Here is an 18,533-nt window from a genome sequence, read left to right on the forward strand (position 1 = left end):
GCAGCCATCGGCTTCAACACTCAACGAGCAGCCCCGTCTAAACCGCGGGTACCTGGTGATATCAGATATGCATAATCGGCTGGCTTCTTTGCTCCTCATACCCTTGAAACAAGGGTGAATAAATGCCGATCAAATATGTCAGGAGCCTCACCGGGCGAAGGCGCACCACCGCCGCAAACCGACATCTTGGGTTTGCCCTGGCTTTCGTCGCGGGAGCAATCAATGCTGGCGGTTTCCTGGCTGTGCATCAGTACACCTCACACATGACGGGCATCGTCTCTTCGATGGCAGACAACAGTGTGCTGGGAGCCTACGACCTGGTACTTAGTGGCGCCGGCGCATTGTTGTCTTTTCTGATGGGGGCTGCGTGCTCTGCGGTCATGGTCAATTACTCCCGACGCAGACGGATGCACAGTGAGTTTGCAGTGCCACTTTTGGTCGAGGCCTTTCTGCTTATCTGCTTTGGCTTTCTGGGCGCCCAACTATCCACCGTGGATGGTTTGTTCGTGTCAGTCACCGTGATGCTCCTGTGCTTCATCATGGGGCTACAAAACGCGGTGATCACCAAAATTTCAAAAGCCGAAATCCGAACGACGCACATCACCGGCATCATCACGGACATCGGAATTGAGCTGGGAAAACTCTTTTACTGGAATGCCACCAGCACATCGACACACCCAAAAGTTCTCGCCAATCGGACCCGGCTCAAAATACTGATACTGCTGGCGCTGAATTTTTTCTTTGGCGGCGTGATGGGGGCATTTGGGTTCAAGCACATTGGTTACATCTCAACGGTACCGCTCGCGATGGTTCTGGTGACACTGGCGATCGTGCCTGCCTTTGATGACGCCAGGCTTTTTGTGCGCCGCGCCATGCGAAAGTGAGCCAATGACTTTTGCTGAGCGCGCCTACCGCAAACATTACCATTGTATGTTAATGTTATGCACATATTCGGTGGAGCAGTGACAGCACGCTTGATCCGGTTGCTCGCCCCGTAACAGCAGCGTCCTCGAGCAGTTCTGTGCGGCGCGAGAGCTGACATCCGTCTCAGGACACCCGTCATTTGATCCGCGATGACCTGCGCAGTCACGGCGCGGAGGATGAAACACAGCACACTGGCGCGGCGAAAGCCGTCAGACAGTCAATGCCTATCAGCAGACTCGTGACACCAGTCTCAATGACCCAATCAATACAGCAGGCTGACAAAGCACTGTTAAGGAAGAGACCATGAGCAGAACAATCGCAATCATCAAGGGCGACGGCATCGGCCCCGAGATCATGCAAGCGACGCTACGCGTACTCGACGCCCTTGACTGCAATCTTCGCTACGACTTCGTTGAGGCCGGCCTGGAGGCGTTGCAGCAACATGGACAGCTGATGCCACCCGTCTCTATCGATACGATCGCCAAACATGGCATCGCACTTAAGGGCCCTCTGACGACACCGATTGGCCGTGGATTCTCATCGATCAACGTTCACCTTCGCCGCCATTTCGACCTCTACGCCAATGTCCGACCAGCGATCAGTTTCCCGGGAACCCGTTCGCGCTTCGAAGATATCGACATCATCACAGTGCGCGAAAATACCGAGGGGGCTTACTTACCCGAAGGACAGAGTATTTCAGAAGACGGCGAAGTCGCTTTGGCGAGCATCCGCGTAACACGCACCGCCTCCGAACGCATCGTGCGATACGCGTTCGAGCTGGCTCGTAGCAAAGGCCGCAAGAAAGTGACCGCGGTGCACAAGGCCAACATAATAAAGTCTTGCTCCGGTTTGTTTCTTGAGGTTGCGCGTGAGGTCGCTGCGGATTATCCGGAAATCGAATTCCACGAAATGATCGTCGATAACGCCTGCATGCAGTTGGTAATGAACCCCCATCAATTCGATGTCATTGTCACCACCAACCTGTTTGGTGACATCCTTTCAGACTTGTGCGCAGGCCTGGTGGGTGGATTGGGCTTGGCGCCCGGGTCTAACATCGGCGCCGATGCGGCCATCTTCGAAGCGGTCCACGGTTCGGCACCGGACATCGCGGGCAAGAACATCGCGAACCCTTGTGCATTATTGTTGGCTGCCGCGGACATGCTTGATTATCTGGGCATGGTGGACAAGGGGACACGCATTCGTACCGCTATCCGCGTTGTTTTGAAAACCGCCTGCGATCAGGTGACACCGGATATGGGGGGAACCGGAACGACTGAGTCCTTCGCTGACGCTTTGGTGGCCTACTTGCGTGACTAGATAGATGTAATCGCCAGCTCAGTCAGAGCTGGCGTTTTTATATCCTGCGCCACGCCTACCACCCCTCTTTGATTTAAGAGAAATTAAAATGCCTAAGGTGGGTAGATCGTTACTCATCAGCACCGACTACAGGCAAAATCGCCCAGGAATCACTGGCGCCCCTTCGCAACAGGAAGACAGGCCACCCGATTAAAAAATTTCCTGGTGCTCCTTTGATTGGGACTTATAACTCATCGAGTCTTGCATCACCCTCAAGCAGGGAATCTTGTTATTTTTGTTATGTTTCAATCTTTATAATAAAACAAGGGCAACATATTTAATTACTTACTGCAGTTTCTGTTGCCGGTTGCCGGCACTGCATACGGGTATATATGTGGAGCTTCGATACGCTCTTTCAGCTTTGCCGCATAGTCCTTCGCTCCCTGCTCATTGCGGAACTGAATTCGCCGGGCACCTACACACACGGACCATAGATCTTCACTCTGACTAGACAGATGTTCGACCCTGACAGACATGACGACACTCCAAGAAAAAAGAATTCAAAAATGAATTTCAGCCACCTTGATACCGATTTCACGCAGCTCATGAATCAAATCATCAAGGTGTCGGAAGGGTTCAATTTCTTCATTGTCATTGACCAGGAAAAAGCTTCTTCCTGCTTCCTTTTTAAAGAAGGCGATCCACTCCTGGGTGTTGGCCGGATTGGCAATTAAATGGGTGTCAAACTGAATGCCTTCAGCGTGTTTGATTTTTACGTCCTCACGTTTCATGCAGCTCTCCAAGCGCTCACATCTTTCTGTTCTCATGCGTGATTTTGCCTCCCTGCAGTTGAGCAAAAAACGTCGGTCCTGCCTGAGGCAAGGTCGAGCAGATTGCCTTTATATTATCACTGCATGATAATAGTATGCACATATGCCCCCTCGAAGGCTAGTCGTGAACAGAACCACCGTACTCTACGAGGTGCCCCGGTCTTAGCGCTCCCACCCAATGCTTTGACTCTGAAAGCCCACAACCTTGCGGGTAAGCGTCAAGTGATAACGCTCTGACGGCCAGATCGAGAACAAAACCGAACCCAAAAAGCACTCACGATCAGCAATGAGCTATCAGCTCCACACCCTGGAAGTAATTGCCTGTACGGGTTCAAAGTGACTTACTTCACCGTGATGATTGCACCTCGAAGTGCACATAGGACGTCATGTTCAAAGACATGAGATGAGTCCCACGCCGCAACGGATCGCCTTTACTTTTGATTTACCGCGTACGGTTTCTGAATTTTAAGGACGAAAGTCATCATGCGAAAAACAGAAATTAAGATGTGTGTCCCGCTCAATGTGCCGACACTCGAGCCTGGGCAGCGATTGTTGGTTTGCCTTGAGCAATGCGTCGTCGTCCAGCAGCGAGAAACAAAAATCTATCAGGTTGTTTTTGACTGCAAAGCACCTAAAACAACACGAATTCTTTGGACAGAGGACGAGTGGATTTTCATCGGCAGGCACAAGCAAAATGCTGAAAAAGATCCTTTGCTGGCTACCTTTGTATCAACACTAAAAACTGAATAGAGGGTTTCCTGTGAACGAGCCCCATGAAAGACAGGACACCGTTTCCCCCTTACGATAAGGGATAGGCAAACGGTTATGTTTATGACTAACAGCAACGATAAGAGTGGGGAGCTTTTGGGGCAGGAGCGGCGGCGCCGCTGGAGCCCAGAGCAAAAGCTGGCCATGGTTCGCGAGAGCCTTGAGCCAGGACAAAGTGTGTCGGGGGTCGCTCGACGCAACGGCATCAATGCCAACCAGTTATTCCTGTGGCGCAAGCTGTATCAGGACGGCGCCTGTCGGCGGTCAGTGCAGGCGAAGCCGTGGTGCCGGCCTCCGAGCTGAGCGATGCGCTCAAGCAGATCCGTGAACTGCAACGGATGCTGGGCAAGAAAACGATGGCAGCCGAAATCCTCAAAGAGGCCGTGGAGATCGCCCGGTCGCGAAAATGGATTGCGCACTCACCCTTGTTGCCGGGGGACGACCAGTGAAGCTGGTCAGTAAATGTCTCGGTGTAGCGCGCTCGCAATTAACGGTTCGAATCAAGCAATCGGTATCGCCCAAAGTACGGCGAAGCAGGCCTGTGGACGATACTGCGCTGGTGGTCGAAATCCAGCAACAGGTCAGCGAGCTGCCCAGCTATGGCTACCGTCGGGTCTGGGGATTGCTGCGTCGTGCACTTGAAAAGCGGTCGCTGCCCGCGATCAACGTGAAGCGGGTTTACCGGGTCATGCGTGATCACAATTTGCTGCTTGAACGCCGGATCAAACAGCCCGGCGTGCCGCGTCGGCACGAAGGCCGTATTGCCGTGGAAACCAGCGATACGCGTTGGTGCTCGGACGGCTTTGAGTTCCGCTGCGAGGACGGCGCCAAACTGAGCGTGACCTTCGCCCTGGACTGCTGTGATCGCGAAGCGATCGGCTGGGTCGCGAGCCCGACCGGGTACAGCGGCGATGACATCCGCGACTTGATGCTGGAAAGTGTGGAGAAGCGCTTCGGTGATCAACGGCCTGCAACGCCGGTGCAGTGGCTCAGCGATAACGGTTCGGCCTACACCGCCGAACAGACGCGCCTGTTTGCTCCACAGATCGGCTTGCAGCCGGTGACCACCCCGGTGCGTAGCCCACAGAGTAATGGCATGGCCGAGAGCTTCGTGAAGACGATCAAGCGTGATTACGTGGCGCACATGCCCAAGCCGGATCGAGAAACGGCGCTGCGTAACTTGGCAATTGCCTTCGAACATTACAACGAGCAGCATCCGCACAGCGCTTTGAACTATCGCTCGCCGAGGGAGTTCAGGCGCTTGGCCGCTGCCGTAATACAGGTGATTCAAATGCTGACCAGTCGGCAGGGTCAGCGTGGTCAGGTTGCTCAGCGGATCGTAGTCGTAGGACAGAGCGCCTTGCGGCGTGCGTCTCTTTGATCAGGCGGCCCAACAGGTCGTAGGAGAAATCGAGTGTCTCTTCGCTGACGCCGAGTTTCTTGCCGTTGGCGGTAGGCAGGCGCTCGATGGTGAGCAAGCGGTCTGCGTCGTCGTAGGTGTAGTCCTGGCGGGCATCGGCGTTGAGTTTAGCCAGCAGGCGGCCGATCGGGTCGCGCTCGAACTCGGTATGCCGTTGTGGCCGTTCGCCGCGTTCGCCGTAGCCGATTTCGTCGACACGCGTCAGGTGCCCGCCGAGGTTGTAGCTGAACTGGCGGGTCAGGTTGTCGATGCGTTTTTCTTCGATCAAACGATCGGACGCGTCGTAGGCAAACTGGTAAGCCGCGTTGTTCTCGTTGACCAGCGCGGTCAGGCGGATGGCCTGGTCGTATTCATAGCGGATGCGCTGGCCTTTGGCGTCCTGGCGGCTGCTCGGCAACCGCGAGCAGTGCGCAATAGACGCGTGGTCTGGCCCTTACCGTCGGTGTGCGTCAGGACCTGGCCGAGGGCGTTGTAGGTAAACGACTCGGCGCTGCCGTCCGGGTGCTGGATGCGCAGCACTTCGCCGTCGGGTTAGCGTTCCAGGGTGGTGGTCTGGTTCAGGGCATCGGTGATGGCGATCAAGTGATGGCGTTCGTCGAAACGGTAATGGGTGCTTTTGCCCGAGCAATCCTGGAAACGTTCGACTTGGGCCAGGGTATTCCACCACCGGTATTATTTAATTGTTCACATTATTAAAGAGCACATCAGACACCACTATAAAAAAATATTTATTGCTGGCAAAGATCAGAACACCCTACACTTCCAAGACTCAAATAACGACCAACTTACCCTTACAAAAGCCAACGGGCCAATGGCCTTTATAATACAGCTCCACTATCGTTCCCCACTTATCGTCCAAACCATAATACTCTTCAGACACATATTGCCTAAAGGCGAAACACACACCATTTCTTGCCGCATGGCTAAAATCATGCGGAGCACACGTAAATTTATTTTTATCAAGATTTTTGGTAGCAGCCATTACCGCCTTATTTACCTTCATTCGCATAGCGACAAGATCGGAAGGCGGCTTTGGCAAATTATAAAAAGGATCTGGCTGGGTTGGAGAGGTAGGCAGCCATTCGACATCATCATAGTACCCCTCGAACTCAGACATCGACGGTTCCACGAAAACCTTTCGGACGTCTCCTATATATATTAACGCGCTATCCGTTAAGCCGGCAGTTCCCATATTTGAGAAAAAATCACCTCTTTCGATTTTTATGAGCTCTTCATCAATATCAATCATACTAAAATCTCATATCAGTTATTGTTCCAGGTGGCAGAGCCTTTCTTCCTTGTTGAATCGTACTCCGAAGAACGCCGCCGGCCGCGTGTGGACCTGGGATTCCTGGCAAAGAATAATTAGGTAGCGCACCGTGTGTCGGCATCAGGTTCCACCACTTGTTCGCTCCACCACTTTCTAAAGAAATGATGTGGTGAGGAGTTGTACCCGATGGCCAAACTCTACCGGTACTTGCCTCCCATTGCTTCATCAAATAATTCTGACTCCCTACAAATTCTTTTCTCGCCATCTGGTTCTGAAATACAGTGCGTCGTTGAACGACAGGTAGATTACCTTTCAGTATCTGCGCCTGTTTGGCCGTTATTTCCCCCTCCCGTAGAGGCAATCTTGTTTGCATCATGAACTACCCGTTAATGGAGTGATGTACATCTAATCCTAATGGATCTATCCAACCTAACGGATTACTACCATATTGATAGAGGTTATCCCCTCCATTCAACCCAATCGGATCCTGCTTAACAAACCGCCCCACCTCCGGATCGTAATACCGAAACGTGTTGTAGTGCAGCCCCGTCTCGTCGTCGAAATACTGCCCCTGAAAGCGCAGATTCTGTTCGACTTCGTTGACGTCCAACCGCTCCAGCGAGCCCCACGCCTTGTACGTCGCCTGCCAGACGATCTGCCCTTCCCGGTCAGTCATCTCTAACGGCGTACCAATCTGGTCGGTATGAAAGTAGTAAAGCTTCTGTTCTTCTCCTTCGCTCTGATCGACTCTGGCTAAAGGTGCATAGCTCCCTGGCTCGTAAATGTACAGGCTGCTCTGCCCCGGCGTTTCCTCGCGCAGCATGCGCAAGCCTTGCCACAGAAAATGCTTCTGTTCGGTGACGCCGTTGACCGCTGACACCTTGGCCACACGACGCCCCAGGCTGTCATAGCGATAGTCGCCGCTGCTTTCCAGCTTCCCGCCCACCAACGTTTCAGCCTTGACCAGTCGATTCTCACTGTCATAGCTGAACGTCTGCAGCCGGCTCATCCCACTACGCTTTTCAATCAGGTTGCCCCACGCATCGTAGGCATATTCCTGATCCCGCCACTGCTTGAGCCGGTTGTCCTTCAAGTGATCAAACTGACTGGTGTTGAAGTTCAACCGGTTCGCCGCCGCGTCGTAGCGGAACTCTTCACTGTCCACCAACTTGCCGGTATCACGGCTGTGCAACTGGCCGTTGGCTTCGTACTCGTACTTGATCTCGCCGCGCAGTTTGTCGAGGGTGCGGATGAGTTCGCCGGCAGGATCGTATTGGTGACGGCGGTGAATCGGGTTGTAGGCGTGTTCTACCAACAGCTCAGGCTGGATGCCGGGATTGAGAATCTGCGAGAGTTTCTCTGCCGGCAACGTCGAGGCAAATTGCCCGGCTTTGCGGCCCATCGCGTCATAGCCAAAACAACTGGTGAGCGTGCCCTGGGTGCGTAACACCTCGCGGTGCAGGTCATCGCGTTCCATGTCGCTGATCAGTTGGCCGTCGAGGTTGAGTTGGTGCAGGTGGCCGCTGCCGTAATACAGGTGGTTCAGGTGTTGGCCGGTGGGCAGGGTCAGCGTGGTCAGGTTGCTCAGCGGATCGTAGTCGTAGGACAGAGCGCCTTGCGGCGTGGTTTCCTTGATCAGGCGGCCCAGCAGGTCGTAGGAGAAATCGAGTGTCTCTTCGCTGACGCCGAGCTTCTTGCCGTGGGCGGTGGGCAGGCGCTCGATGGTGAGCAAGCGGTCTGCGTCGTCGTAGGTGTAAGCCTGACGGGCATCGGCGTTGAGCTTGGCCAACAGTCGGCCGATGGCGTCGCGCTCAAATTCCGTGGTGCGCTGTGGGCGTTCGGCCCGTTCGCCGTAGCCGGTTTCCTCAACCTGAGTCAGATGCCCGCCCACGTTGTACGCGAAACGTCGAGTCAGGTTGTCGATGCGTTTTTCTTCAACCAACCGGTCGGACGCGTCATAGGCAAACTGGTAAGCCGCGTTGTTTTCGTTGACCAGCGCGGTCAGGCGGATGGCCTGGTCGTATTCGTAGCGGATGCGCTGGCCTTTGGCGTCCTGGCGGCTGCTCGGCAGGCCGCGAGCGGTGCGCAGTAGGCGCGTGGTCTGGCCTTTGCCGTCGGTGTGCGTCAGGACCTGGCCGAGGGTGTTGTAGGTAAACGACTCGGCGCTGCCCGACTTTTTTTACCAGCTTACACCACCAAGAAAGCTTGGAGCCGCTCCCTCGACTCAAACCAGACACGTATAGAAAAGTCGCACCCTATTCTGTAAGGCATGCTAAAAAACCATCAAGATTTCACACTGAGAAAATCATTCACCCTTAGAAAAGACAAAGAGTTTTTCCGCAACGCCACAAAAATCCATCACCTCTTCGACAGATCGATTTCTTATTAATTTATACTCATCTTTAGCGGGCGATAAGATTTCAATTACGTCGCCCTTATAGTTTGTTATTTCAACAAACCCACTTATTACGCCATTCAAATTTTCAACCTCAGCAACCAGCGTCTTAATTTTTAATAACGCACCGGCCTCGTAAGTTCCTGCTCCCGTCTTGGGATTATCAAAGTAGACTCTTAATTTTGGATACACATCCCTCTTCCATTTAAAAACTGGAAGCATACGCTGAGCCATATCCTTGAATTCTTTCTCGGTTTCACCCCCAGAAAACTCACACCTAAATATCGGAACACAAAGAAATAATTTATCCCGCTTTGAATCCAGATTGCCTTTTAAACTACCATGATAGTTATTAGGTACTGCAAATGCATGAGTGAAGCCATACACATTTTCTGATATCTTGAATAGCGTTGGTTTATCCTTAAAAAGCACTTCTGGTGACTGATCTAGCACAGCAGTCGCAAATTGACGATCATTTACATCTTCGGAAACGATTAAGACATCCTGATCGGCACTACTTTTTAGGCAATACCAGTACGTAGTTTTTGGTAAATTGTGCTGGAAGAAATAGTGCCCAGAATCATCTTCATCGACTACTGCAAAAGCCCCTAACAAATCTTGTTTAGAAAACATAATAAACCTCTCAGTCAAAGTCAGGACCCACATCCTGCCTGTATCTAACACCATCCGCAGCCATCTTTCCCCCATCCGAACTATTTGCGGAACGAAGACGAATGCTCATATTTTCCGAGTTATTGTAAAAGTCATTGCGCGCAGACCGTGAAGAATTATAACCCTGCTCATTCCAATGCTCAACAACCGGCTTATTATGCTCAATTGTTATTCGCGAATCCGTTCTTGGGACAACATCTAGGTCAGCTGTGATGATTTTACCCGCATCCGGTCCATCTTGAATAGTATGCGCATCTAAAACCTTATCCTTAACTCCGGCACGGTAACTACTTGGATATTGAGACTTTCGATTAAACTGGACAGGGTTTTCAGAACTCTTGAGAAACCGACCGTCAGGGCCACGTGTTGGCGGCTTTGGAGGCAAAGGCTCCGATACTGGAGTATTTTTTGGAATAATCTTCACATTCCCAAGATTCGACCCCAACCCCTGAACCTTAACCTCATACCGCGCATCAAACCACTTCCCGCCTTTCGCCCCCAGTCCGCCCCCAAGCAACGCACCACCAAACGCCATGAGCTTCTGGCCATTTGAACCTTGACCAAAAAGTTCACCGCCAGCCCAGTTCCCCGCCAACCCACCCGCGATCCCACCGACAAGGCCTGCGATTACGATTACCGGGCTTGCCAACACAAAAGCACTGGCCAAACCGACGATAAGAACTGCTCGTTCTAACCACTCAGGAACTTCTGGATCAATTGCATCCGTAGTCTCAGTCCCGCCACCAATAAAAACGTTCCCAGAACCAGCACTGATCTTGCCGTCACATACGGTTCTATCTCCAACACGCGCAGCAGGCTGGCCATTGATATAAACAGAGTCGCTACCCTGCGCCAGAATTTGAGGAGCGGGGCCATGCTGGTCACACACGGCGGTATCTACGTGAGCTCTAGCGGCGGCTTTACTATTGATAAAGACATTTCCAGAGCCCGTCTTGATTTGTCCTGCACCATGCCTGGCAAATGAGAGGCTACCGAACAATTGCCCTATTCCCGCACCGGTCGCGGCCCCGGCGCCGACCATCGCACACAGTGCGACTGCACCCAAGCCGCCTGTGCCGACAATGGCAATACCTACCAACACTGCACCAGCGCCAATCGCAAGCCCGGCTAACAGCCCACCTAACGCGCTCGAATGCTCAATCGGGTCGTCCAGGCGCGCCGCGGCTTCGCTCATGAAGGCAAAACCTCGTCGACGATCTCCTCCATGTCGATTTCAGGTGGGGAGCGCAACTCAAGCGTCTCAACCAATGCGTCAAACTGACGGCGCTCTTCGGAAGTCATGCCTTTCGGGTTGTTACTGGTCCCCGTTATTTGCATGAGCAATGGCTGTTGATGTTCATCTTGATGCAGAAAAATCAATTGCAGCTGATGAACTGGTTGCCCCTGTTGCCTCCAGCGAAATTCGACACGCCGCGCATCTACGCCCGCGACCTTTACAGGTGTGACCGGTTCGATCCTTTTGCCCGAGCAATCCTGGAAGCGTTCGACCTGCGCCTGGGTGTTCCACCACAGGTATTTGGACTTTTGGGTGGCGTCGATGAGGGTGTGCGGCAGGCCGTCATCGCTGTTGAGGTATTCGGTTTTGTTGCCCAACGCATCGACTTCGGCGATGAGGTTGCCCTTGGCGTCGTAGCGGGCTTTCCAGGTGCTGCCGTGGGGCTAATCGGCAAGGATGTTGAGAGTGGCAGAAAAATACTCACCGCCACTCCCGAACTCGAATTATTAAAGAACAAAATGGCGTAGCACGCACTTATGGAAAAAACAGTCCAGTACACAATACTTTAGGCTACAAACTCACACTCCTCATACTGCAATCAACTTATAAAATCATCAATTCGCACTCACTATGAGTCAAACCGAATTAGATGGTTGTACGCCATCACTATCGCTTCATATTTAACAATCTTAACATCCGATAGAATTATCTCATTTCTCTTCTCAAGCTTCTCCTTCAGATCTGTTATTGAAAAACTTAATCCCAGCCCTTTCTTGATAGCCAGCATTTCTTGTGGAGTTGGTTTGCCGCTCGCACTAGCCACTATATTAAACGTAGCCGACAGATCAGTTTCCTCGTCAGAAATATTATCAATCAGCTCGTCAATCGAATGAAATATCACGGCATCCTCTAAGAGTGGATCACCAGAATCGATTAGATAGAAAACATCTGAAATAGCTTTATCAATTAAAATAAGTCTGCCTCCAGAGTCATCGCCTATCAAAACCTGCTCTGGAAAATTGACGCCTATTTCATACGTTTGATTGCGTTCAACCATGTCATTTGTTGGGTACAACAAAACTTGATCATTAAGCAATGCACCGTCGTAGCGTGACCAAAATTTTACAATCCAGGCGCCTCTATCTACTCCGAGCGCTTGTATAATGTAAGCTAAGGATTTCGCTGATGCGGCGTGTTTTGTTTCTGTATATTTTATAGTCATTCAAACGCCCCCTAGCAAATCAAAATATTTGTATGACTTGCTTGCGACTTTTTAGCTGCATCAGAATTAACACCTGCATCAAGTAGTTCTTTGCATGCTGTTCCAAACTCCTCCTTGATAGTCCCATCAAATCCAGAAAGCCAACGCCTAGTTCGCTGAAGGGATGAGACAACAGCATGAGACTTACCTGAGGAATTTATCAGAAGAACAGCAGGTGCATCATTTCTCTTGTATCCAGTAACGTTTCTTTTTGCCCACTCATCTTGGATAAAGTGCTGCGACTGCACGAGTTTATCTTCCGAAATATTCTTTTGACCCGACGCTTTGTTAACGCCGGGTGACAAGTTACCGTGAGTATCAACATCACCAGCCTTATCGCCGCCCGGACGGTTGCAACTCCAGCCCCAAGGGTCAATCCAGCCGATAGAGTTTGGAGCATATTGGTATAGGTTATCCCCACCCACCAGTCCAATCGGATCCTGCGTAATAAACCGCCCCAGCTCCGGATCGTAATGCCGAAAAAGTATTGTAGCGCAGCCCCGTTTTGTCGTCGAAGTACTGCCCCTGAAACCTCAGATTCTGCTCAACCTCGTTCACCGCCAGCGTTTCGATGGAACCCACGCCTTGTACGTCGCTTGCCAGACAATGCTTCCGTCAGCGTCAGTCATTTCCAGCGGCGTGCCGATCTGCTCGGTGTGGAAGTAGTAAAGCTTCAGCTCTTCCCTTTCGCTTTGATCAACACGGCCAGCGGCGCGTAACCGCCAGCTCATAGACATACAGAATGCTCTGCCCAGGCGCCTCTTCACGCAGCATGCGCAGGCCTTGCCACAGGAATTCTTATGGGAGGGTTTCCGATCAGACAATCCATAGCATCGCAGGCGAAATAGATGAGCCGGCCGTTGGCACTCTGGCTCACACCATCGGAAGTCAGCAAACTACTTGGCAGGCACTTGATCTAATCAATTGTGAAATAACTTAAAAGATCAGAAAACACTGTAACTGAAAAGTCTTTTAGCAAATTTTCTGGATATTTAATCGAAGACCTTTTAACCCCGTTGACCGCTGACACCTTGGCCACACGCCGTCCCAGGCTGTCATAGCGATAGGCGCCCCTACTTTCCAGCTTGCCGTTGACCAACGTTTCAGCCTTGACCAGTCGATTCTCAGCGTCATAACTGAACGTCTGCAGCCGGTTCATTCCACTGCGCTTCTCAATCAGGTTGCCCCACGCATCGTAGGTATATTCCTGATCCCGCCACTGCTTGATCCGGTTGTCTTTGACGTGATCAAACTGACTGGTGTTGAAGTTCAGGCGATTCGCCGCCGCGTCGTACCTGAACTCTTCACTGTCCACCAGCTTGCCGGTATCACGGCTGTGCAGTTGACCGTTGGCTTCGTAGTCGTACTTGATCTCGCCGCGCAACTTGTCGAGGGTGCGGGTCAGTTCGCCGGCCGGGTCGTATTGGTGACGGCGGTGGATCGGGTTGTAGGCGTGCTCCACCAGCAGCTCGGGCTGGATGCCGGGGTTGTGCAGTTGCGAGAGTTTTTCCGCCGGCAGGCTCGAGGCGAATTGCCAGGCTTTGCGGCCCATGGCGTCGTAGCCGTAGCAGCTGGTGAGCTGGCCCTGGGTGCGCAGGACTTCGCGGTGCAGGTCGTCGCGTTCCATATCGCTGATGAGCTGGCCGTCGAGGTTGAGCTGGTGCAGGTGGCCGCTGCCGTAATACAGGTGGTTCAGGTGCTGACCAGTCGGCAGGGTCAGCGTGGTCAGGTTGCTCAGCGGATCGTAGTCGTAAGACAAGGCGCCTTGAGGCGTGATCTCTTTGATCAAGCGGCCCTGCAAGTCGTAGGAGAATTCAAGTGTCTCGTCGTCGCCCCCTAGCTTCTTGCCGCTGTCAGCATCGATATGCGTTAGAATCCGGCTAAGCCAATTACTCAAGGCGCGAACACTTCACCGTTACGACGTATCCCCCAACCGATAGATTAAGGTTCTTGGAGCCTGAAATGCAAATCAACCAACAACTCCCTGAACGAATCAAATATTATTTAAATATCAACGTCCGACTCATCTTTCAATCCTTCTATAAAATCCTGGAAAGAACTCGCGAGCCATCGATAAGCCTTGGCATGATTGGTGGAAAAACTACTGTTTGGATCAAATATATCATTGGCATAAAAGCAAATATTTCCATCAGTTAAATCTAAGCAAAAAAAGTTTCCTCCATCGTCAATAGCAAAAGGAAGCAGGGTTTGCGGAATAACATTTTTTAAGGTCATAGCCGCATAGCAACCACCCAGAAATTTTGTGTCTGCAGCGTCATCCGCACCGAATTTTGCGACTGATTTGAATTTCTTTACTCTTACAGGCTCGTATTCATCACCGCTGTCCCACCAATCTTTATCTGCGACCCCACCATTTTGTCCCAGATAAAATTTTCTAAAGGGCTCCGGCAACGAATACCCGATACTACTCTCTAGAAACTCCAAGTCAGATATATCAATAGCCGGCTCAGATTTAGACAGTTGAATTAAAACCATTTAAAACTCCTATTTAACAAGTCGATGAAGCAAGCTTAGGTGCGCGCCCTTTAAGCCATCCTTTAGATTGAGAAACGCCCACAGCATCAGTAGTACCGTACGCTCCGGAAGGTAAACCGAAGTGTTTTTCAAATTGCGCAACAGATCCACCATGTGGGAAGGTTGCTTCGTGTGCCGTTGTTTTCACCAATTGCATAGTGGTTTTACCAGTTTTCGGATCAAAATCATCAACATGGTGCCAAGTATAATCATCTGCCGCAGACGCTTTTATGCCTGCCTCTTTGTAGGCTTGGGTGAAATCTCGCCCCCTTGCACCTTGCATCGTGATGCTCACAATATTCTTCTGACTGCCCGAAACGGGGAACAAATCAGGTGACCCAGTAAAATCAACCCCTTTATATGCCCATCCCCAAGGGTCAATCCATGTATTAGCGTTTGGTGCGTACTGATAGAGGTTAATACCCCCGTCTAACCCAATCGGATCCTGCGTAACAAACCGCCCCACCTCCGGATCGTAATACCGAAACGTGTTGTAGTGCAGCCCCGTCTCATCATCAAAATACTGCCCTTGGAACCTCAGGTTCTGCTCTACCTCATTCACCGCCAGCGTTTCGAGGGCGCCCCAGGCTTTGTACGTCGCCTGCCAGACGATCTGCCCTTCCCGGTCCGTCATCTCCAACGGCGTACCAATCTGGTCGGTATGGAAGTAATAAAGCGTCTGCTCCCCACCCTCGGCCTGATCCACCCGCGCCAACGGCGCATAACTACCCGGCTCGTAAATGTAGAGGCTACTCTGCCCCGGCGTTTCCTCACGCAACATGCGCAAGCCCTGCCACAGAAAATGCTTCTGCTCGGTGACCCCGTTGACCTCCGACACCTTGGCAACACGTCGTCCGAGACTGTCGTAGCGATAAGCCCCGGTACTTTCCAGCTTGCCGCCCACCAAGGTCTCAGCTTTAACCAACCGATTTTCACAGTCGTAACTGAACGTCTGCAGCCGGCTCATCCCACTACGCTTTTCAATCAGGTTGCCCCACGCATCGTAGGTATATTCCTGATCCCGCCATTGCTTGATCCGGTTGTCTTTCACGTGATCAAACTGGCTGGTGTTGAAGTTCAACCGGTTCGCCGCCGCGTCGTAGCGGAACTCCTCGCTGTCCACCAACTTGCCGGTATCACGGCTGTGCAGTTGGCCGTTGGCTTCGTAGTCGTACTTGATTTCGCCGCGCAGTTTGTCGAGGGTGCGGGTCAGTTCGCCGGCCGGGTCGTATTGGTGACGGCGGTGGATCGGGTTGTAGGCGTGCTCCACCAGCAGGTCGGGCTGGATGCCGGGGTTGTGCAGTTGCGAGAGTTTTTCCGCCTGCAAGGTCGAGGCGAATTGCCAGGCCTTGCGGCCCATGGCGTCGTAGCCGAAGCAGCTAGTGAGCGTGCCCTGAGTGCGCAGCACTTCGCGGTGCAGGTCGTCGCGTTCCATGTCGCTGATCAGTTGGCCGTCGAGGTTGAGCTGGTGCAGGTGGCCGCTGCCGTAGTACAGGTGGTTCAGGTGTTGACCGGTGGGCAGGGTCAGCGTGGTCCGGTTGCTCAGCGGATCGTAGTCGTAGGACAGCGCGCCTTGTGGGGTGGTCTCCTTGACCATACGGCCCAGCAAGTCGTAGGAGAATTCCAGTGTTTCTTCGCTGACGCCGAGTTTCTTGCCGTTAGCGGTAGGCAGGCGCTCGATGGACAGCAAGCGGTCTGCGTCGTCGTAGGTGTAGTCCTGGCGGGCATCGGCATTGAGTTTGGCCAGTAGGCGGCCGATGGAATCGCGTTCGAATTCGGTCTGTCGTTGTGGGCGTTCAGCGCGCTCACCGTAGCCAATTTCGTTGACATGTGTCAGATGCCCGCCAAGGTTGTAGCTGAACTGGCGGGTCAGGTTGTCGATGCGTTTTTCTTCAACCAACCGGTCGGACGCGTCATAGGCAAACTGGTAAGCCGCGTTGTTTTCGTTGACCAGCGCGGTCAGGCGAATGGCCTGGTCGTATTCGTAGCGGATGCGCTGGCCCTTGGCGTCCTGGCGGCTGCTTGGCAAACCGCGAGCAGTGCGCAATAGACGCGTGGTCTGGCCTTTGCCGTCGGTGTGCGTCAGCACTTGGCCGAGGGCGTTGTAGGTGAAGGACTCGGCGCTGCCGTCCGGGTGCTGGATGCGCAGCACTTCGCCGTCGGGTTTGCGTTCCAGGGTGGTGGTCTGGTTCAGCGTGTCGGTGACGGCGATCAGGTGGTGGCGCTCGTCGAAGCGGTAATGGGTGTTTTTGCCCGAGCAATCCTGAAAACGTTCGACCTGGGCCAGGGTGTTCCACCACAGGTATTTTGACTTGTGCGTGGCGTCGATGATGGTGTGCGGCAGACCGTCGTCGCTGTTGAGGTATTCGGTTTTGTTGCCCAGCGCGTCGACTTCAGCGATGAGGTTGCCCTTGGCGTCGTAGCGGGCTTTCCAGGTGCTGCCGTCGAGGAAGGTGGTCTCGGTGACCAGCGTGGTGCTGAGGTGGTACTTGTATTTGATCTTGCGGCCCAGTGGGTCGGTTTCTTCGATCAAACGGGAAAAGTCATCGTACTTGAACGCCAGCTGATTGCCGTCGGGCAGCGTCAGGCCGGTCATGTTGCCAGCCTCATCGAGGTCGATGCCGTAGCGTTCACCGCCGACATCACGACTGGCGATGACGCGACGATCTTCGTTGTAGTGAATTTCCAGCTCACGTCCCAGCGCGTCAGTGGCCCAGGAAGTGCGCTGCTTGAAGTCGTAGCGCAAGTGATAGTGTTCGCCGTCGCTGGTCCAGTGCTCCACCACACGGGGTTGGTCATCAATGGTTTGCCAGCGGTAATGGCAGCTCAGACCCAGGGCATTGCTGTGGCTGGCCATGACGCCGTCGGCGTAGCTGAAGCGGCGGACCGAATCGTTATTGCGATTGATCACCTCGATGAGCTGGCCATTGTCGTCGTAGCGATATTGCACCAGGGTTTCGACGGCCTGGTTGTCGACGACGCGTTTGACATCGGTCAGGCGACCCAACGGGTTGTCGTAGTGCAGGTGAACACGTACGCCGCCGGTGGCGCTGATGTCGGTGAGCGTGCCTTCGACCGTATGGGTGAAATGCAGGAAATGGCCGAGGGCGTTTTCGATGCGTTGCAGCGGTACGGGGGCGTTGTCGTCCGGTACTTCGCCGAAGTAGAAGAAGATGTTGTCGAGGGTTTGCAGCAGGTAGTGACCGCCTTCGGTGCAAACCAGATAGACCTGCTCGTGAGGATTGTAGATGCGGCCCCCCGGCGGCACGTCCACAAACGGCACACTGCGCCCCTGGTTGTCGGTCAGGTAAACGAAGTTGCCACTGCGACGCAGGCTTTGTTCCCAGGGCAATACCCAGCCCCGGCCGAGCACGCTGTCGACGGTCAGGTCGCTGGCATAGAAGCGTGACCATTCGATGGGCATCAGGCCCGGGAGGCTGAAGTCGGTTTCGTCAGGAATGACCTTGCGCCCAGTGGTGGCGTCAACAGGGTTGCCCATCAGACCACCGACCGCACGCTCGATGGCCGGCCCGATCACGTAACGGCTGGCCACCTCACCGGCGACGAAGCCGGCGGTGAATTTCAACACGCAGGGCATGATGGCTTTCATGCCGGCCTGCGTCCCTGCCTTGATCAATTGAGCGATACCGCCCGCCGCACCGGCGACTGCCATTAGGATATCGACCGTGGTTCGTAGCCAGCCGGGAATTTCGTCGTCTACCGGCAGATAGCGGTGGGTGCCACCGCCAATGAATACGTTGCCAGAAGGGTCTCCGTTCATAGCGGGGTAAGTGGCTGCGCGAACCTCGCAACCACTTTTAATTAAATTATTAAAGAGCAAACCCAAAACGAATGCAGAAAGTACTCGAGCTGACACTCTCAACTTTCAGTAGTGCCAACACCTAAACTAATGTACAGCCAACAA

General features: G+C 53.2%; 9 protein-coding genes and 8 pseudogenes. 4 read left to right on the top strand and 13 right to left on the bottom strand.

Translation table 11 applies throughout. From position 1 onward, the window contains the following. The first annotated feature begins 122 nt into the window (after positions 1-122). Both FQ192_RS11695 and FQ192_RS11700 read left to right on the top strand, forming a co-directional pair. Positions 123-884 carry a YoaK family protein gene (locus FQ192_RS11695; protein ID WP_149658770.1) on the top strand — a complete coding sequence of 254 codons (762 nt, stop codon included), beginning with the start codon at positions 123-125 and terminating at the stop codon, positions 882-884. A 343-nt stretch (positions 885-1,227) separates the two neighbouring features. Next, positions 1,228-2,241 (top strand): isocitrate dehydrogenase, encoded by a 1,014-nt coding sequence (locus FQ192_RS11700; RefSeq protein WP_149658771.1) that lies wholly within the window; start codon positions 1,228-1,230, stop codon positions 2,239-2,241. Positions 2,242-2,780: 539 nt separating this feature from the next. Here FQ192_RS11700 and FQ192_RS11710 read toward each other — a convergent pair. Beyond that, positions 2,781-3,011 carry a hypothetical protein gene (locus FQ192_RS11710; protein ID WP_045060682.1) on the bottom strand — a complete coding sequence of 77 codons (231 nt, stop codon included), beginning with the start codon at positions 3,009-3,011 and terminating at the stop codon, positions 2,781-2,783. A gap of 522 nt (positions 3,012-3,533) precedes the next feature. On the opposite strand from FQ192_RS11710, the gene FQ192_RS11715 reads away from it, so the two are divergent. Both FQ192_RS11715 and FQ192_RS11720 read left to right on the top strand, forming a co-directional pair. Beyond that, entirely contained in the window at positions 3,534-3,800 is a 267-nt protein-coding gene (locus tag FQ192_RS11715) for a hypothetical protein (protein ID WP_149658773.1), read from the top strand. 81 nt (positions 3,801-3,881) lie between these two features. Next, positions 3,882-5,088 (top strand): annotated as a pseudogene (locus FQ192_RS11720) (IS3 family transposase); the annotation flags it as partial. On the opposite strand, the pseudogene FQ192_RS11725 reads toward FQ192_RS11720, so the two are convergent. From FQ192_RS11725 to FQ192_RS11775, 12 genes and pseudogenes are all read right to left on the bottom strand, one after another. Further along, positions 5,068-5,910, bottom strand: a pseudogene (locus FQ192_RS11725) (type IV secretion protein Rhs); the annotation flags it as partial. The pseudogenes FQ192_RS11720 and FQ192_RS11725 sit on opposite strands and share 21 nt — an antisense overlap. A 97-nt stretch (positions 5,911-6,007) precedes the next feature. Continuing rightward, complete coding sequence (locus FQ192_RS11730; RefSeq protein WP_256672264.1) at positions 6,008-6,487, bottom strand: hypothetical protein; 480 nt, start codon at positions 6,485-6,487, stop codon at positions 6,008-6,010. Positions 6,488-6,914: 427 nt separating this feature from the next. Further along, positions 6,915-8,678 (bottom strand): annotated as a pseudogene (locus tag FQ192_RS11735) (RHS repeat-associated core domain-containing protein); the annotation flags it as partial. 135 nt (positions 8,679-8,813) lie between these two features. After that, positions 8,814-9,536, bottom strand: coding sequence for a hypothetical protein (locus FQ192_RS11740; protein WP_149658775.1), 723 nt, complete (start codon positions 9,534-9,536; stop codon positions 8,814-8,816). Positions 9,537-9,546: 10 nt separating this feature from the next. After that, entirely contained in the window at positions 9,547-10,770 is a 1,224-nt protein-coding gene (locus FQ192_RS11745) for a PAAR domain-containing protein (RefSeq protein ID WP_149658776.1), read from the bottom strand. Continuing rightward, positions 10,767-11,051: pseudogene (locus FQ192_RS34400) on the bottom strand (DcrB-related protein); the annotation flags it as partial. The pseudogene FQ192_RS34400 and the gene FQ192_RS11745, both read right to left, overlap by 4 nt. 3 nt (positions 11,052-11,054) lie before the next feature. Then, positions 11,055-11,255 (bottom strand): annotated as a pseudogene (locus FQ192_RS34985) (hypothetical protein); the annotation flags it as partial. A gap of 185 nt (positions 11,256-11,440) precedes the next feature. Next, a complete protein-coding gene (locus tag FQ192_RS11755) occupies positions 11,441-12,034 on the bottom strand; it encodes an SMI1/KNR4 family protein (protein ID WP_149658777.1) in 594 nt (197 codons plus the stop codon). 11 nt (positions 12,035-12,045) lie between these two features. Further along, positions 12,046-12,868: pseudogene (locus FQ192_RS34405) on the bottom strand (RHS repeat-associated core domain-containing protein); the annotation flags it as partial. A gap of 202 nt (positions 12,869-13,070) precedes the next feature. Beyond that, positions 13,071-13,922, bottom strand: a pseudogene (locus FQ192_RS11765) (RHS repeat domain-containing protein); the annotation flags it as partial. Between the two features lie 155 nt (positions 13,923-14,077). Beyond that, positions 14,078-14,569 carry an SMI1/KNR4 family protein gene (locus FQ192_RS11770; RefSeq protein WP_149658778.1) on the bottom strand — a complete coding sequence of 164 codons (492 nt, stop codon included), beginning with the start codon at positions 14,567-14,569 and terminating at the stop codon, positions 14,078-14,080. A gap of 13 nt (positions 14,570-14,582) precedes the next feature. Next, a pseudogene (locus FQ192_RS11775) lies at positions 14,583-18,374 on the bottom strand (RHS repeat-associated core domain-containing protein); the annotation flags it as partial. Positions 18,375-18,533: the final 159 nt, after the last annotated feature.

Source organism: Pseudomonas sp. ANT_J12, assembly GCF_008370045.1.
GTDB lineage: Bacteria > Pseudomonadota > Gammaproteobacteria > Pseudomonadales > Pseudomonadaceae > Aquipseudomonas.

Bases quoted from the DNA above. Each gene is read 5' to 3' on its own strand.
- FQ192_RS11695 (WP_149658770.1), top strand. From the start codon at position 123: ATGCCGATCAAATATGTCAGGAGCCTCACCGGGCGAAGGCGCACCACC.
- FQ192_RS11700 (WP_149658771.1), top strand. From the start codon at position 1,228: ATGAGCAGAACAATCGCAATCATCAAGGGCGACGGCATCGGCCCCGAG.
- FQ192_RS11710 (WP_045060682.1), bottom strand. From the start codon at position 3,011: ATGAAACGTGAGGACGTAAAAATCAAACACGCTGAAGGCATTCAGTTT.
- FQ192_RS11715 (WP_149658773.1), top strand. From the start codon at position 3,534: ATGCGAAAAACAGAAATTAAGATGTGTGTCCCGCTCAATGTGCCGACA.
- FQ192_RS11730 (WP_256672264.1), bottom strand. From the start codon at position 6,487: ATGATTGATATTGATGAAGAGCTCATAAAAATCGAAAGAGGTGATTTT.
- FQ192_RS11740 (WP_149658775.1), bottom strand. From the start codon at position 9,536: ATGTTTTCTAAACAAGATTTGTTAGGGGCTTTTGCAGTAGTCGATGAA.
- FQ192_RS11745 (WP_149658776.1), bottom strand. From the start codon at position 10,770: ATGAGCGAAGCCGCGGCGCGCCTGGACGACCCGATTGAGCATTCGAGC.
- FQ192_RS11755 (WP_149658777.1), bottom strand. From the start codon at position 12,034: ATGACTATAAAATATACAGAAACAAAACACGCCGCATCAGCGAAATCC.
- FQ192_RS11770 (WP_149658778.1), bottom strand. From the start codon at position 14,569: ATGGTTTTAATTCAACTGTCTAAATCTGAGCCGGCTATTGATATATCT.